This is a genomic window from Streptococcus pseudopneumoniae (assembly GCF_038148935.1).
GTDB classification, from domain to species: Bacteria; Bacillota; Bacilli; order Lactobacillales; family Streptococcaceae; genus Streptococcus; species Streptococcus pseudopneumoniae_U.
In genome coordinates this window covers 1-15711 of sequence record NZ_JBBJZX010000044.1, presented here as the reverse complement: position 1 = coordinate 15711, position 15711 = coordinate 1, and the positions used below count along the sequence as shown (strand labels likewise).

General features: G+C 39.5%; 13 protein-coding genes, 1 other RNA gene and 4 pseudogenes. 15 read left to right on the top strand and 3 right to left on the bottom strand.

Features of this window, described 5'->3' with window-relative positions; genetic code table 11:
• Positions 1-78: 78 nt before the first annotated feature.
• Both WKI42_RS06210 and WKI42_RS06205 read right to left on the bottom strand, forming a co-directional pair.
• Positions 79-294: pseudogene (locus WKI42_RS06210) on the bottom strand (transposase family protein); the annotation flags it as partial.
• Between the two features lie 189 nt (positions 295-483).
• Positions 484-709, bottom strand: a pseudogene (locus WKI42_RS06205) (transposase); the annotation flags it as partial.
• Between the two features lie 236 nt (positions 710-945).
• Between WKI42_RS06205 and comW the strand changes: the two are divergent.
• The 15 genes and pseudogenes from comW to WKI42_RS06130 all read left to right on the top strand — a co-directional run bounded on the left by comW (position 946) and on the right by WKI42_RS06130 (position 15333).
• Positions 946-1182, top strand: coding sequence for a sigma(X)-activator ComW (gene comW / locus WKI42_RS06200; RefSeq protein ID WP_368081452.1), 237 nt, complete (start codon positions 946-948; stop codon positions 1180-1182).
• Between the two features lie 230 nt (positions 1183-1412).
• On the top strand, positions 1413-2699 hold the full coding sequence (locus WKI42_RS06195) for an adenylosuccinate synthase (protein WP_261100820.1): 1287 nt from the start codon (positions 1413-1415) through the stop codon (positions 2697-2699).
• Positions 2700-2895: 196 nt separating this feature from the next.
• Entirely contained in the window at positions 2896-3363 is a 468-nt protein-coding gene (tadA, locus tag WKI42_RS06190) for a tRNA adenosine(34) deaminase TadA (protein WP_001110112.1), read from the top strand.
• A 32-nt stretch (positions 3364-3395) separates the two neighbouring features.
• Positions 3396-3493, top strand: an RNA gene (gene ffs, locus WKI42_RS06185) — signal recognition particle sRNA small type.
• A 56-nt stretch (positions 3494-3549) separates the two neighbouring features.
• Positions 3550-3993 (top strand): dUTP diphosphatase, encoded by a 444-nt coding sequence (locus WKI42_RS06180; RefSeq protein ID WP_000701987.1) that lies wholly within the window; start codon positions 3550-3552, stop codon positions 3991-3993.
• Positions 3944-4510: a histidine phosphatase family protein gene (locus WKI42_RS06175; RefSeq protein WP_368081451.1), complete on the top strand. Its 567-nt coding sequence runs from the start codon at positions 3944-3946 to the stop codon at positions 4508-4510. Before WKI42_RS06180 ends, WKI42_RS06175 begins: the two co-directional genes overlap by 50 nt.
• Positions 4503-5885 (top strand): DNA repair protein RadA, encoded by a 1383-nt coding sequence (gene radA / locus WKI42_RS06170; RefSeq protein ID WP_368081453.1) that lies wholly within the window; start codon positions 4503-4505, stop codon positions 5883-5885. Before WKI42_RS06175 ends, radA begins: the two co-directional genes overlap by 8 nt.
• A gap of 72 nt (positions 5886-5957) precedes the next feature.
• Positions 5958-6455 (top strand): beta-class carbonic anhydrase, encoded by a 498-nt coding sequence (locus WKI42_RS06165; protein ID WP_004237611.1) that lies wholly within the window; start codon positions 5958-5960, stop codon positions 6453-6455.
• Between the two features lie 24 nt (positions 6456-6479).
• A complete protein-coding gene (locus WKI42_RS06160; RefSeq protein ID WP_368081450.1) occupies positions 6480-7295 on the top strand; it encodes a PrsW family intramembrane metalloprotease in 816 nt (271 codons plus the stop codon).
• Between the two features lie 145 nt (positions 7296-7440).
• On the top strand, positions 7441-8409 hold the full coding sequence (locus WKI42_RS06155) for a ribose-phosphate diphosphokinase (RefSeq protein WP_000010158.1): 969 nt from the start codon (positions 7441-7443) through the stop codon (positions 8407-8409).
• Between the two features lie 116 nt (positions 8410-8525).
• Positions 8526-9473 (top strand): Rpn family recombination-promoting nuclease/putative transposase, encoded by a 948-nt coding sequence (locus WKI42_RS06150; RefSeq protein ID WP_368081449.1) that lies wholly within the window; start codon positions 8526-8528, stop codon positions 9471-9473.
• A 1014-nt stretch (positions 9474-10487) separates the two neighbouring features.
• Positions 10488-10790, top strand: a pseudogene (locus tag WKI42_RS06145) (hypothetical protein); the annotation flags it as partial.
• A gap of 101 nt (positions 10791-10891) precedes the next feature.
• Positions 10892-11872 carry a hypothetical protein gene (locus tag WKI42_RS06140; RefSeq protein WP_368081448.1) on the top strand — a complete coding sequence of 327 codons (981 nt, stop codon included), beginning with the start codon at positions 10892-10894 and terminating at the stop codon, positions 11870-11872.
• A 36-nt stretch (positions 11873-11908) separates the two neighbouring features.
• Entirely contained in the window at positions 11909-13279 is a 1371-nt protein-coding gene (locus tag WKI42_RS06135; RefSeq protein WP_368081447.1) for a nucleoside triphosphate hydrolase, read from the top strand.
• A 128-nt stretch (positions 13280-13407) separates the two neighbouring features.
• On the top strand, positions 13408-15333 hold the full coding sequence (locus WKI42_RS06130; protein WP_368081446.1) for an LPXTG cell wall anchor domain-containing protein: 1926 nt from the start codon (positions 13408-13410) through the stop codon (positions 15331-15333).
• A 152-nt stretch (positions 15334-15485) separates the two neighbouring features.
• Here WKI42_RS06130 and WKI42_RS06125 read toward each other — a convergent pair.
• Positions 15486-15711 (bottom strand): annotated as a pseudogene (locus WKI42_RS06125) (Rpn family recombination-promoting nuclease/putative transposase); the annotation flags it as partial.

Below are 15711 nucleotides of genomic sequence, written 5' to 3'. Positions count from 1 at the left end.
GTTAATTAAAGGAGGTTTTGACCTCTTTTTTGTTATATAATTAATAATCTATCTCGCACCTAATGAAGCGGAATATTTTTCTTGTACCATCATTTTATAGCAATGATAGCACTTGAATCGACGCTTTCTAAGGAGAATTCTAGTAGGCATACTGGTCGTTTCGAGGTAAGAAATTTTAGAAGGTTTTTGAAAGTCATATTTCTTCATTTGACTTCCGCACTCAGGGCAAGACGGAGCATCGTAGTCCAGTTTAGCGATGATTTCTTTATGTGTCCCCCTATTGATGATATCCATAATTTAGAAATTAGTGTCTGTAAGCTCTAGTAATTTTGTGATAAAATGTAATTGTTCCATATGAATCTTTCTAATGATGGTTTGGTCGCTTTTCATTATAGATGATATGGGACTTTTTTCTACAATAAAATAGGCTCCATAATATCCATAGGGGATTTACCCACTACAAATATTATAGAGCTGGAAAAGCTAATCTCGAGAAAGGACAAATTTCGTCCTTTCTTTTTTTGATGTTTAGAGCGTTGAAAATTCGTTTTTTGAAGTTTTCAAAGTTCCGAAAACCAAAGTCGTTGCGTTTGATAAGTTTGATGGGATTATTAGTGACTTCTAGTTTGGCGTTAGAATAGGCTAGTTTAAGGACATTGACAATTTTCTCGTTGTCTTTGAGAAATGTTTTAAAGATAGTTTGAAAAATTAGATACTATGCGTTTTTCTTGTTTTAAGGTTTTTACCTCAGTCTCTTTTAGTATTTAACGCAGTTAATAAGGTCTATAATAGTCTAATTTAGGTAGTAAATTTGTTCCTATTCTGTTAATTTTTCCTATTTTTTCTCTTGTTGAGATTGGTATTTTAACAATTCAGGAATTGATAGTGAATGTGTAAAATTTTTTGTTAGAATAAGTTCATAAAAAAGAAAAGGAGTATTTGATTATGTTACAAAAAATTTATGAGCAGATGGCGGATTTTTATAGAAATATTGAAGAAGAGTATGGTACTGTATTTGGTGATCATTTTGACTGGGAAGATTTTCATTTTAAATTTTTGATTTATTATTTAGTTAGATATGGTATTGGGGGTCGTAGAGATTTTATTGTTTACCATTATCGTGTTGCTTATCGTTTGTATCTTGAAAAATTGATAATGAAACAAGGTTTTATTTCTTGTTGAGACAGTTTGACTAAATTTCCGAACAAATTTACTTTTTTATGGAAAGATAATAACAAATAGCTGGTAATTTTTCTAAATCATTTTTTAATAGTTGGAAATAGCAAATCTTTCTATTGTTTCTTCTTGATAAAAAGGCGATTTTTTCTTATAATAAATTGTAAGATATAATTGCAGGTGAGATTCCTGCCATGTATGTGAGAAAGGAAGAGCCTGAGGGCTCAGACAAGATTATGACTTCAGTTGTTGTTGTAGGTACCCAATGGGGTGATGAAGGTAAAGGGAAGATTACTGACTTCCTTTCAGCGAATGCAGAAGTGATCGCACGTTACCAAGGTGGTGATAATGCAGGTCACACGATTGTGATCGATGGTAAGAAATTTAAGTTGCACTTGATTCCATCTGGGATTTTCTTCCCTGAAAAAATCTCTGTTATTGGGAATGGGATGGTTGTAAATCCTAAATCGCTTGTAAAAGAGTTGAGCTATCTTCATGAGGAAGGTGTGACAACTGATAACTTGCGTATTTCTGATCGTGCGCATGTTATTTTACCTTACCATATCGAGTTGGATCGTTTGCAAGAGGAGGCTAAGGGCGACAATAAGATTGGGACTACAATTAAGGGAATTGGTCCAGCTTATATGGACAAGGCTGCTCGTGTTGGGATTCGTATCGCAGATCTTTTGGATAAAGATATTTTCCGTGAGCGTTTAGAACGTAACCTTGCTGAAAAGAATCGTCTTTTTGAAAAATTGTATGACAGCAAAGCGATTGCTTTCGATGATATTTTTGAAGAGTATTACGAATATGGTCAACAAATCAAGAAATATGTGACAGACACATCTGTCATTTTGAATGATGCGCTAGATAACGGTAAACGTGTGCTTTTTGAAGGTGCACAAGGTGTTATGCTAGATATCGACCAAGGTACCTATCCATTTGTTACGTCTTCAAACCCTGTGGCTGGTGGTGTGACCATTGGTTCTGGTGTTGGTCCAAGTAAGATTGATAAGGTTGTGGGTGTATGTAAAGCCTATACTAGTCGTGTAGGAGATGGTCCTTTCCCAACTGAGTTGTTTGATGAAGTGGGAGAACGTATCCGTGAAGTAGGTCATGAATATGGTACAACAACTGGTCGTCCACGTCGTGTGGGTTGGTTTGACTCAGTTGTGATGCGTCATAGCCGTCGTGTTTCTGGTATTACGAATCTTTCATTGAACTCTATCGATGTTTTGAGTGGTTTAGATACTGTGAAAATCTGTGTGGCCTATAATCTTGATGGTCAACGTATTGACTACTATCCAGCTAGTCTTGAGCAATTGAAACGTTGCAAACCTATCTATGAAGAGTTACCAGGTTGGTCAGAAGACATCACTGGTGTCCGTAATTTGGAAGATCTTCCTGAGAATGCGCGTAACTATGTTCGTCGTGTGAGTGAATTGGTTGGCGTTCGTATTTCTACTTTCTCAGTAGGTCCTGGTCGTGAACAAACAAATATTTTAGAAAGTGTTTGGTCCTAAGAGATTTTTAAGATTTGTTTAAGATAGGTCGGGTATACTATAGACAGTTACAAGAAGACCTCCTAACTTGTTGTAACAAATATCCTAAACTTTTCTTTTTCATAATAATCTCCCTATAAAGTCACCACATTCGGTGGCTTTTTTTGTGTTAGGATTCATGATATAATAAAATCGATAAGTAGGAAAAGAGAAACGGATGAATTATACAGTTGAAGAAAAAGAAGTCTTCATGAGAGAGGCCTTGAGAGAGGCTGAGATTGCTCTTGAACACGATGAAATTCCAATTGGGTGTGTGATTGTCAAGGACGGAGAAATCATTGGTCGTGGGCATAATGCGCGTGAGGAACTGCAGCGAGCGGTTATGCATGCGGAAATTATGGCCATAGAGAATGCGAACCTAAGTGAGGAGAGCTGGCGCTTGCTGGATTGCACACTTTTTGTGACCATTGAGCCTTGTGTCATGTGTAGTGGGGCGATTGGACTTGCCCGCATTCCAAACGTGGTCTATGGGGCTAAAAACCAGAAATTTGGCGCTGCTGGGAGTTTGTACGATATCTTGACAGATGAGCGTCTCAATCATCGTGTAGAGGTTGAAACGGGAATTTTGGAAGATGAATGCGCAGCTATTATGCAGGACTTTTTTAGAAATAGACGGAAAAAATAATTTTGCTTTTAAAATGAATAGGAATGTGATATAATAAATAGTGGAGCAACAGTTCTGCGTGAAGCGGGTCAGGGGAGGAATCCAGCAGCCCTAAGCGATTTGAATTGTGTGCTCTTTTTTTCGTGCTTTTTCCGAATAAATAAGATAGAATAATCTAGAATAAATGATAATAGAAAAGAGAAGATGATGAAAATTCGTGGTTTTGAATTGGTTTCGAGTTTTACAGATGAAAATTTATTGCCTAAGCGTGAGACAGCGCATGCGGCTGGTTACGACTTAAAGGTTGCTGTGCGTACAGTTATTGCGCCAGGAGAGATTGTATTGGTTCCGACAGGGGTTAAGGCTTATATGCAACCGACTGAGGTTCTCTACCTCTATGATCGTTCTTCAAATCCTCGTAAGAAGGGTTTGGTTTTAATTAACTCAGTTGGCGTTATTGATGGGGATTATTATGGAAATCCCGGGAATGAAGGTCATATTTTTGCTCAGATGAAGAATATCACAGACCAAGAGGTTGTTCTTGAAGTTGGAGAACGTGTTGTCCAGGCTGTCTTTGCTCCTTTCTTAATTGCAGATGGAGATGCAGCTGACGGCGTGCGGACTGGTGGATTTGGATCGACTGGGCACTAGAATGAAGATTATCTTTGTACGTCACGGGGAGCCAGATTATCGTGAGTTAGAGGAGCGTTCTTATACGGGATTTGGGATAGATTTAGCACCCTTGTCTGAGAAGGGACGGCAGCAAGCTCAGGAACTGAGCACCAATCCTTTACTCCTTTCAGCTGAAATAATCATATCTTCTGCAGTCACAAGAGCTTTAGAAACGGCTTCGTATGTGGTCTGTGCTACGGGTCTTCCTTTAAGAGTAGAACCTTTATTACATGAATGGCAGGTCTATGAAAGTGGCACAGATAATTTTGAAAAAGCTCGTACTATGTTTCTAGAAAATAAGGGGGAGTTACTTCCTAATAGTCCTATTCAATATGAGACAGCTGAAGAGATGAAGTCTCGTTTTCTAGAATGCATGGGTAAGTATCGAGAACATCATACTGTGGTAGTTGTTGCTCATCGAATGCTCATGCGCCAGTTTGTGCCAAATGAGAAGATTGATTTTTGCCAAGTGATTGAGTGTGAGTTAGATATTTAGAAAGAGGTTTATCATCGCAAAGAAAAAAGCAACATTTGTATGTCAAAATTGTGGGTATAATTCCCCTAAATATCTGGGACGTTGTCCCAACTGTGGGTCTTGGTCTTCTTTTGTAGAAGAGGTTGAGGTTGCCGAGGTCAAGAATGCGCGTGTGTCCTTGACAGGTGAGAAAACCAAGCCCATGAAACTGGCTGAGGTGACTTCCATCAATGTCAATCGAACCAAGACGGAGATGGAGGAATTCAACCGTGTACTTGGAGGAGGAGTGGTACCAGGAAGTCTCGTCCTCATAGGTGGGGATCCTGGGATTGGAAAATCAACCCTTCTCCTACAAGTCTCAACCCAGTTGTCTCAAGTGGGGACTGTTCTCTACGTCAGTGGGGAGGAGTCTGCCCAGCAGATTAAGCTACGAGCAGAGCGCTTGGGAGATATTGATAGTGAGTTTTATCTCTATGCAGAGACCAATATGCAGAGTGTTCGAGCAGAGGTAGAGAGAATCCAGCCAGACTTTCTCATCATCGACTCTATCCAGACCATTATGTCTCCTGAGATTTCAGGGGTGCAAGGATCTGTTTCTCAGGTGCGTGAGGTGACCGCTGAACTTATGCAGCTGGCTAAGACCAACAATATTGCCATCTTTATCGTAGGACATGTGACCAAGGAAGGAACCTTGGCTGGTCCTCGTATGTTGGAGCACATGGTAGATACGGTACTTTACTTTGAAGGGGAACGCCACCATACCTTTCGTATTTTGAGAGCGGTTAAAAACCGTTTTGGTTCTACCAATGAAATTGGGATTTTTGAGATGCAGTCGGGCGGTTTGGTTGAGGTTCTCAATCCGAGTCAGGTTTTCCTAGAGGAGCGTTTGGATGGGGCAACTGGTTCGTCAATCGTTGTGACCATGGAAGGGACGCGTCCGATTTTGGCGGAGGTTCAGGCTTTGGTGACACCGACCATGTTTGGAAATGCCAAGCGTACTACGACAGGACTTGATTTTAACCGTGCTAGCTTGATTATGGCTGTTTTGGAAAAACGGGCAGGTCTTCTCTTGCAAAATCAGGATGCCTATCTCAAATCTGCTGGCGGTGTTAAATTGGATGAACCTGCGATAGACTTGGCCGTTGCGGTTGCTATTGCTTCGAGCTATAAAGACAAGCCAACTAATCCTCAGGAATGTTTTGTCGGAGAATTGGGCTTAACTGGAGAAATTCGGCGCGTAAATCGTATCGAGCAACGTATCAACGAAGCTGCTAAACTGGGCTTTACTAAGATTTATGTACCCAAGAATTCCTTGACAGGAATCACTTCGCCCAAGGAAATTCAGGTTATTGGGGTGACAACGATTCAGGAAGTTTTGAAAAAGGTTTTTGCATAATTCGTGACAAATCCTCTTAAAAATGATAAGATAGGAGAAATATTTGACTATCAAATTTTCGAGGAGGGAATCGTGTCGTATTTTGAACAGTTTATGCAAGCCAATCAGGCTTATGTTGCCCTACATGGGCAGTTAAATCTGCCACTTAAACCCAAAACAAGAGTGGCTATTGTGACCTGTATGGACTCACGTTTGCACGTGGCGCAAGCTTTGGGATTGGCACTTGGGGATGCTCATATCTTGCGGAATGCAGGTGGTCGAGTGACTGAGGACATGATTCGTTCGCTAGTTATTTCCCAGCAACAAATGGGGACAAGAGAGATTGTGGTGTTGCACCATACAGACTGTGGTGCTCAGACATTTGAAAATGGTCCTTTTCAGGAGTATCTGAAAGAGGAACTAGGTGTCGATGTGTCAGACCAGGACTTTTTGCCCTTTCAAGATATAGAGGAGAGTGTACGTGAGGACATGCAACTCCTTATCGAATCTCCCCTAATACCAGACGATGTCATTATCTCTGGTGCTATTTACGATGTGGATACAGGAAGTATGACAGTCGTAGAATTGTAAAAAATTCATTTAGAAAGAAAGTGTATGAAGAAAAACAGTATTTTATTTATTTTTATTTTATTGCTATGTATTGGTTTACAGTATGAAACCATCTACTATACGGACGGTTCGATGTCAGGTGCGGAATATGGACTCATGGGAGTTTCTATCTTTCTAGCTCTCTTTTACATGATTCCGGCTCTTTATTTCCTTTTCCATATTGGGAAAAAATGGGAATTGCCAAAGAAGGCCTTGATTCTGTCTTTATTGGGTGGAATGTTCCTTTCAGGCTGGTTGTCTAGCTTTGCTAATACCTATATCCATGATTTGCTGGGTATTCTTTTCCCAGATAGTGCATTTTTAAATGCCTTTGAAAGTGCTATTGTGGCTCCTTTGGTAGAAGAGCCGTTGAAATTGTTGCCACTTGTCTTTGTTTTAGCTTTGATTCCTGTACGAAAATTAAAATCTTTGTTTTTAATAGGCATTGCTTCTGGTTTGGGATTCCAAATGATTGAGGATATTGGTTATATTCGTACGGATTTGCCAGAGGGATTTGACTTTACTATTTCGAGAATTTTAGAGCGTATCATCTCAGGGATTGCCTCTCACTGGACTTTTTCAGGTCTGGCTGTAGTGGGTGTTTACTTGCTTTACAGAGCCTATAAAGGGCAGAAGGTTGGCAAGAAACAGGGGCTTATTTTCCTAGGTTTAGCCTTGGGAACTCACTTCCTGTTTAATTCTCCTTTTGTTGAATTAGAGACAGAGTTGCCCTTAGCGATTCCAGTGGTTACGGCCATTACTCTCTATGGTTTTTATCAGGCTTATCGTTTTGTTGAGAAGCACAATGAGTTGATGAACTAGAATATTTTTCAAAAGAATGATGCAAGGGTACAAATATGGTACCCTTCTTTTATTTTTGATTGAAAAATAGTGCAAAAAGCGCTACAATGGTAGATAGAAAAATCTTGTGAAAAGCACAAGCGATACATATATACCGGAGGAAATCATGTCTTTTTCTGATTTAAAGCTGTTTGCCCTTTCTTCTAACAAAGAATTGGCAGAACGTGTGGCGCAGGAGATTGGGATAGAGTTGGGGAAATCAAGTGTTCGCCAATTTTCAGATGGAGAGATTCAGGTCAACATCGAAGAATCAATCCGTGGGAAACACGTCTTTATCCTACAATCAACTAGTTCGCCTGTAAATGACAATCTGCTTGAAATTTTGATTATGGTGGATGCTTTGAAGCGTGCGAGTGCAGAATCTGTCAATGTTGTCATGCCTTACTATGGGTATGCACGTCAAGATAGAAAGGCGAGAGCGCGTGAGCCAATCACTTCAAAACTTGTTGCAAATATGCTTGAAGTAGCTGGAGTGGATCGTTTATTGACCATCGACTTGCATGCTGCGCAGATTCAAGGATTCTTTGATATTCCTGTGGATCATTTGATGGGAGCTCCTCTGATTGCGGATTATTTTGAGCGTCGTGGCATGGTTGGTTCTGACTATGTGGTTGTCAGTCCAGACCATGGAGGGGTGACTCGTGCTCGTAAGTTGGCAGAATTTTTGAAGACATCTATCGCTATTATTGATAAACGTCGCAGCGTTGATAAGATGAATACCAGTGAAGTCATGAACATCATCGGTAAGGTTGAAGGCAAGACTTGTATCTTGATTGATGATATGATTGATACCGCTGGAACGATTTGTCACGCAGCAGATGCCCTTGCAGAGGCTGGTGCTGTTGAAGTCTATGCAAGTTGTACGCACCCAGTTCTTTCTGGCCCTGCTATGGACAATATCCAAAAATCAGCTATTAAGAAATTGGTTGTTTTGGATACCATCTATCTACCAGAAGAGCGTTTGATTGATAAGATTGAACAGATTTCGATTGCTCATCTACTGGGTGATGCTATCGTTCGTATCCATGAAAAACGCCCACTTTCTCCACTTTTCAGTATTGAGAAAAAGATTTAATGACCAAGCCTGAGATAATTCTCAGGTTTTTTCGTTTTTTTCCGAATAAATAGATAGAGCCAGAGAATCTAGTAAACCTAGATTTAAAACTGTGGTATAATAAAAGGAGGAAAAGGATGATTCTAAGACATCCGGGCATCAGCCCGACTAACGATTTGGTTGCTAAGAAAATCTTTAGCAATCCAGAAATCACTTGTCAATTTATCCGCGATATGCTGGATTTACCAGCAAAAAATGTAACCATTTTGGAGGGGAGCAATATTCATGTCTTGCCTTCCATGCCGTACTCGGCGCAGGACTTCTATACAAGTATAGATGTTTTGGCTGAGTTGGACAATGGGACACAGGTTATTATTGAGATTCAAGTTCATCATCAGAATTTTTTCATCAATCGTCTGTGGGCTTATCTGTGCAGCCAGGTCAATCAAAACCTCGAAAAAATTCGCCAACGAGAAGGTGATACACACCAGAGTTATAAACACATTGCACCAGTTTATGCTATCGCTATCGTGGACAGTAATTATTTTCAAGATGACTTAGCTTTTCATAGCTTTAGCATGCGCGAGGACACGACAGGTGAGGTTTTAACCATTATCAACAATGGTCAGGAAAACCATCTGGTTAAGATGGCTTTCTTGGAACTAAAAAAATACAGAGAAACCAGTAAAGATAGCGTTCGCAAGCCGTGGTTGGAGTTTTTCGGGAACAAACCCTTTACTCAACAACCCGAGCGAGCCATCAGCCAGGCAGACCAACTGCTGGACTATAAGAGCTGGTCCGAGGAGGACAGGAAGATGTTTAGCCAACTACGTATGCGAGAAGAACAGGCCTTGTTAGCACAGGACTATGCCTTGGAAACAGCTAGGGCGGAAGGTATCGAACAAGGTTTAGAGCGTGGCCTTGAACGTGGTCGTGCAGAGGGTCTTGAAAAAGGGCGCGAAGAAGGCATTGAAGAGGGATTAAAAGTAGGTTTAGTAAATCTAGTTCGTCAAGGTCTTCTGACTTCCGAGGTTGCTAGCGAGCAATTAGGCATGACTGTCGCTGAGTTTGAGTCCTTGCTATGAGGTCACATTTTAAATAGTAGAAAGTTAATGGAATGACGAGTTATTTCTAAAATACTTGTCATTTTTGCTTGACATTTGGAAGGGGTTATAGGATAATATCATGGAAGTGAGTTCTATCCAACTATCGATATGGATTAGATATGTGAGGTTTGACTCAGGGTTTAAGAAATTTGTGAGATTTTCACTTGGGAGATACGGTATTTGAAGGGTATTTCATCTCACAAAGACGTTTTTTCACCTTTTTTGAAAAAAATAGGTAAAAAGTTGATGAAAACCCTTGACAAATCCTGCAAATATTTATATACTGTATGGTAGTAAGATAGTCTTACGAAAAAATTTTTAAAGAAAAATAAAGGAGATAAAACGATGAAAAAAGTTTTATTGACAAGCGCAGTCGCTCTTGCAGCATTTGGTGCTGTACAAGTTGTTTCAGCTACTTCAGCAGATTCATTTGGAAATTATAATCCAGATGGTTCAGTAAGATATGGTTCAACTCAAAAAGGTGGAGATGTATACTTCCAAGGTACAGCTCATGACCGTTTTGGTTATGGTTTTGCAATTGGAGCTAAATACATCCGTTATGACCGTGATGCAGCACATGGTTTCGACCGTCATGTTCGTGTAACTGTTGTTGATGGTGGTCAACGTCCAGTTCCAAACGTAGAAGTAGACTTCTTCTTGAAACCAGCTTCAGGTGAAAAGAAACCAGAATACTTTACTGTTAAAACTAATGCAGCAGGTGATGCTGAACTTCCAACAGTCTTCAAAGCTGGTGAAGTACTTCAATACCGTGTTGCTAAGACAGCTACTGACTTTAAAGAAGCAGTTGAATTAGTAGGAGAGTTAACAGTTGAAGATGTAAATGCATATGGTAAAGTATTGTACACTAACGGAAAAATCGAGTTGCCATACAAACTTGACGATCGTGCTGCAAAAATTGGTAATCAAACTTCAGCAGCTCAATATGGTTGGGCTAACACAGCTGAAGGATGGAAATACTTCGAAAACGCTACAGCTGTTACAGGTTGGAAACAAGTTGATGGCAACTGGTACTACCTAAACGATAAAGGTGTAATGCAAACTGGTTGGGTAAACGTTAACGGAACTTGGTACTACCTAAACAAATCAGGTGCTATGCAAACTGGTTGGTTGAAAGATGGTGGAACTTGGTACTTCCTTGAAGCAACAGGTGCTATGAAAGCTAGCCAATGGTTTGAAGTTGCTGGTAAATGGTACCATGTGAATGGTTCAGGTGCCCTTTCAGTAAACACAACTGTTGACGGTTACAACGTAAACGCAAACGGTGAGTGGGTATAATCCTATTAACTAGAATATAAAACAGGGGAGAAATCTCCTGTTTTTTCTTGCATTTATCTTGTATAAGTATTATAATAGTTAAAAATAATAGGAGGTTTCCAATGAGATCAAAAGTGATTAACGTTTTATTAGGTGCGACCTTGGCAGGTGCTGCTTTTCTTGGAGCAAAAGCAGCTGAGGTAAAGGCCTCGGAAACGAATGTGTATAAGACAGTTGTTTGGGTCACAAAACAGGAAGATGGGAAGGAAAAGGTTTTAAGAGGTGCTCAAACTTATGATTCATCAAAACCTGAAACAGCTTCTCCAGGTACTTTTTCAGGATATCAATTTGATACTTCTTCAATAGATGGAACTGTACTAAAGCATTACTTTAAACCAGCAGTGACTGTTACAGGAGATAAAGTAGATGGACTTTCTGTAAAGTCTGATATTTTAAAACCCTTTAAAGATACAGTCAAAGGGACTTCTTGGTTGGTAATGGAATCAGATGGAACTAGTAGAGAACTAAAAGCTTTTCTTCCTGCTAATGCTACCAAAAAAGCTGAAGAAGTTGAACATGGTACATTTAAAGGTTATCGTTTTGTAGAAACTAAGATTGACCAAGGAGTTCGTAAACATTGGTTTGTAAAAGACGATAGTGTTACTGGAACTGAAAAAGTGGAAGAGAAACTTACAGGTTGGCAATATATCGCTGGTAAGTGGTATTTCTTTGATCAAGATAGCGTGAAGAAGACTGGCTGGGTCAGTGACGGCAGCTGGTATTACCTAGCGGCAGATGGTAGTATGCAAACTGGTTGGAAGTTTATCTCTGGTAAATGGTACTATCTCAATAGCGCTGGCTCTATGCAGACTGGCTGGTTAAATCAAGGTGGTAAGTGGTACTATCTCTACTCCGACGGTGCAATGGCTACTGGTTGGACAAAAGTAGATGGTGTCTGGTACTATCTAAATACTTCTGGTGTTCTGGTGACTGGTTGGTTCCAAGCAGGTGGCAAGTGGTATTATGCCTATAGTTCAGGCGCTCTTGCAGTAAATACAACGATTGACGGCTACACTCTAAATGCAAATGGTGAGTGGGTGTAACATTATACACGGAATAAGTGATAAAGAGGTAAAAAAATGAAAGCAAAACATATTTTAGCAGTGGGAGCTGCAGGGGTAACATTACTTGGTGCTAGTACTTTATTAGCTTCAATTTCAGATGAACTAACAGTCTATGCTAGTCAGAATACAACAGAAAATCCTAATCCAGAAAACTTCCGTAGTACACAATGGAGATATAGAGATAAATCTAATATTCCATTAACCTTCAAATATACTGAGGGATACTCAGATGAACCAGGAGAGGAGACAGGTTTAACTTATAAAAAAAGTTATTCAGATGGAGGCATTTGGGTACATGAGTTTTCTTTAAACGCTGGTGCAACACCTCCAGCTTCAAACGATAACACATATGTTAATACCAATAGTACTGGTAGAAATAATACGGATCGTGTAGATTCTTCTAATACTAACTCATCAACTAACCAAAAAACTGAGTACAAATGGTTAACTGTTAATGGGAAACCTCAGCTTTATATTAATAATAATTTAGCTACAGGCTGGCAAGAAGTTGATGGAAAAATCTATTATTTTGATGACAAAGGAGTCATGAAAACAGGAATCCTCGAAGTAAAAGATAAACGCTACTACTTTGATGAAAATGGTGTGAAGAAAACTGGTTGGGTCAATGAAGGTGGTAAGGATTACTATATTACTGATGATGGTTCTAAACCAACTACTATCATTGCAAAAGGTGAGAAGATTTACTACGTTAAAGAGGGGATTCAACAAACAGGTCTTCAACAGATTGATAAGAAGTGGTATTATTTATTGGCAGACGGTAGCCGTAAAACAGGTCTTGTTCAAGATGCAAATAAGAAATGGTACTATATTACAAATGATGGCGAACGTAAAGTTGGTCTCGTAAAAGATAGTGATGGTGCTTATCATTACCTTACTCCAGAAGGTGAACGTAAAACAGGTTCTGTCACTATTGACGGTGTGACTTATCGTTTAGCGGATCGTGCTAGTAGCAAGCCAGGTTGGAATAAAATTGATGGTAAGTGGTACTATTATGATGCGGAAGATAACATGAAGACAGGTTGGGTTAAAGATGGCTCATGGTACTACTTGGATGCTTCTGGTGTAATGAAGACAGGTTGGCAAAAAATTGATGGGGTATGGTATTATCTTAATGGTTCAGGTGCTATGCAGACAGGTTGGTTGAACCAAGGTGGCACATGGTACTACCTCAACAGCTCAGGTGCTATGCAAACAGGTTGGCTCAAGCAAGGTGGTACTTGGTATTATCTTGCTGGCTCAGGCGCTATGAAGACAGGTTGGTACCAAGTTAGCGGTAAATGGTATTACTCATATTCATCAGGAGCTTTGGCTGTGAACACAACTATCGATGGTTACACAGTAAATGCCAATGGTGAGTGGGTGTAAGGAATATAATAAAGAAATAAGGGGAAATTCCTCTTATTTTTTTGTCAATAAGGAGGTTATTTCTTGATTTTTCCGAAAGAAAATGCTACAATGATAGCAAAAAGGATATTAAAGGTGGTAAATACTTTATGGACAAGAAAAAACTTTTCACTGCTAGCTTGGCTAGCGTTGCCGTTCTGGGAGCAGGTTTCCTTGCTTCTCACCCATCAGTTGTGAAAGCTGCAACTGTTGAAGAATTACAAAAAGAGGCTGAAGCTAAAGATCAAGCTTTAAAAGAAGCTGAAGCTAAAGCTCAATCTGAAAAAGAAGAAGCTGCTACTGCTGCTGCTGCAGTTGAAAAAGCAAAAAAAGAAAAACTCGCTGCTGATGAAGCATTAGCAAAAGCTAAAGAAGAAGCTGATAAAAAAGCTAAAGAAGAAGAAGCTGCTAAAAAAGAAGAAGCTGATACTAAAAAGGCCTTAGGTGATGCTTTAGATCAATTAGAAGAAGAAATCGCAAATAATCCAAACATTACTAATAAAGAAGCTGCTAAAGAATTAGTTGACAAAGAAGGATTGTTAAAAGCTATTGAAGCTGGAGAAATCAAAGCTTCTGAAATTCTTGCTGAATTAGAAGATGATCATAAAAAAGCTGAAGCTGAAGCTAATGCTCCTGCAACACCAACACCAGCAGCTGAAGCTAAAAAAGATACTCTTCCTGCAGATATTAAAGCTGGAATCGAAAAAGCTGAAAAAGCTGATGCTGCTCGTCCTGCATCAGAAAAAGCTCAAGATAAAGCTGATGATTTAGGTGAGAAAGCTGACAAACTTAAAAAAGAAGCAGAAGCTGACGCTAAAACAGCTGCAGACAAAGTTGCTGAATTAGAAAAAACTAATGCAACTTTAAAAGAAATTAAAGAAGCTGTTGCTGAAGCTGAGAAAAATAAAGAAGCTGAAGATGTTATTGAAAAATTAAAAGCAGCTCAAAAAGTATTAGAAGCTAAAGCTGAAGAACAAGAAGCAGAAGCTACAGCTGCTAAAGAATCTGCTGACGCTAGAGCTGAAGAAGCTAACAAACTTGTTGACGAGTATAATGCTGCTCTTAAAGAAGTAGAAGCTGCAAAAGCAAAAGAAGCAGAAGAAGCTGAAGATGCTGCAATCGAAGCACTTCAAAGCAAAGTAGCTGACTTAGAAAAAGAAGTAGCTGAATTAGAAAAATTAGTAGCTGACAATGAAAATAATCCAGACGCAGTTGACTATGTTACTGCAGCTAAAGAAAAACTAGAAGATAAAAAAGCAGAATTAGAAAAAACTGAAGCTGAACTAGACGGAAAACTTAAGAGATTAGAACCAACAGAAGAAAATAAAATCTTAGATGAAATCGATAAAGTTAAAGAGGAAATCAAAGACGCTGAAGAAAATGAAGGCGTTGAAGATTTCTATAAAGAAGGATTAAAAAACCGTTTAGCTGATTTAGAAGAAGCTTTAGCAATCTTAGCAGGAAACAAATCTGAAGTTTTAGATCAACAAGCTGACAAAAAAGTTCTAGAAGTTACACGCTATGTTGATATTGATTCTAATGTTGACATTTTGGAGGCCGAAGCAGGTAACTTCAAAGGTAAACCAATTGCAGGTTATACATTTGTAACATCTGAAGAAAAAGATGGTATTATTACTAACTACTACAGAAAAGTAGATGGAAATTATAATAAGGGACCTCAAATAGAACAACAGTCAGGTAGAAATGGTGGAGATTACCCTGGTGATCGTTACATTATTAACAGACCATCTGCTACACCAGGTTCAACAACACCATCTACACCAGCAAATGAAACACCTGCTACACCAGCTCCTGGAACAGATACTCCAGCTGCACCAACAGCTGAAACACCAGCATCGACAGCTCCAGCTGTAGCAGGTACTAGTCAAGACAACACTTATCAAGCACCAGCTGCAAAAGCAGAAGATAAGAAAGAACTTCCAAACACTGGTGGCAAAGATAATGCTGCAATTGCATCATTAGGATTCCTAGGCTTGCTCCTTGGTGCCCTTCCATTTGTGAAACGCAAAAACTAATTAGTTAAAAATATGAAAGAGAAGGACTTGATGCCTTCTCTTTTTGTGGTATATAATCGCGTGAGGGCTTTGTTGGACAGTAGAAAATAAAAAGTGAACAAGACAATATTTCATTCTTGTTCGCTTTTATGTTATTATGTGATTGTATAATTTTACAACAGTGTCTCAAACTCAGAGACTGTCATGCCCAACTGCTGACTTGCAAATTCGGAAGTTAAGACATGTTGGCGAACCATGTCTAAGAAGGCAAAAAGTTTCCCTTCTTCCCTTCCTTCAACTTTCCCTCGCTCTAGTCCCTGTTCAATACCTTCTGCTCGCCCACGCTCTAAGCCTTTTTCCTCCGCTTGTTCCAAGGCATAGTCGTGTGCTAATAATGCC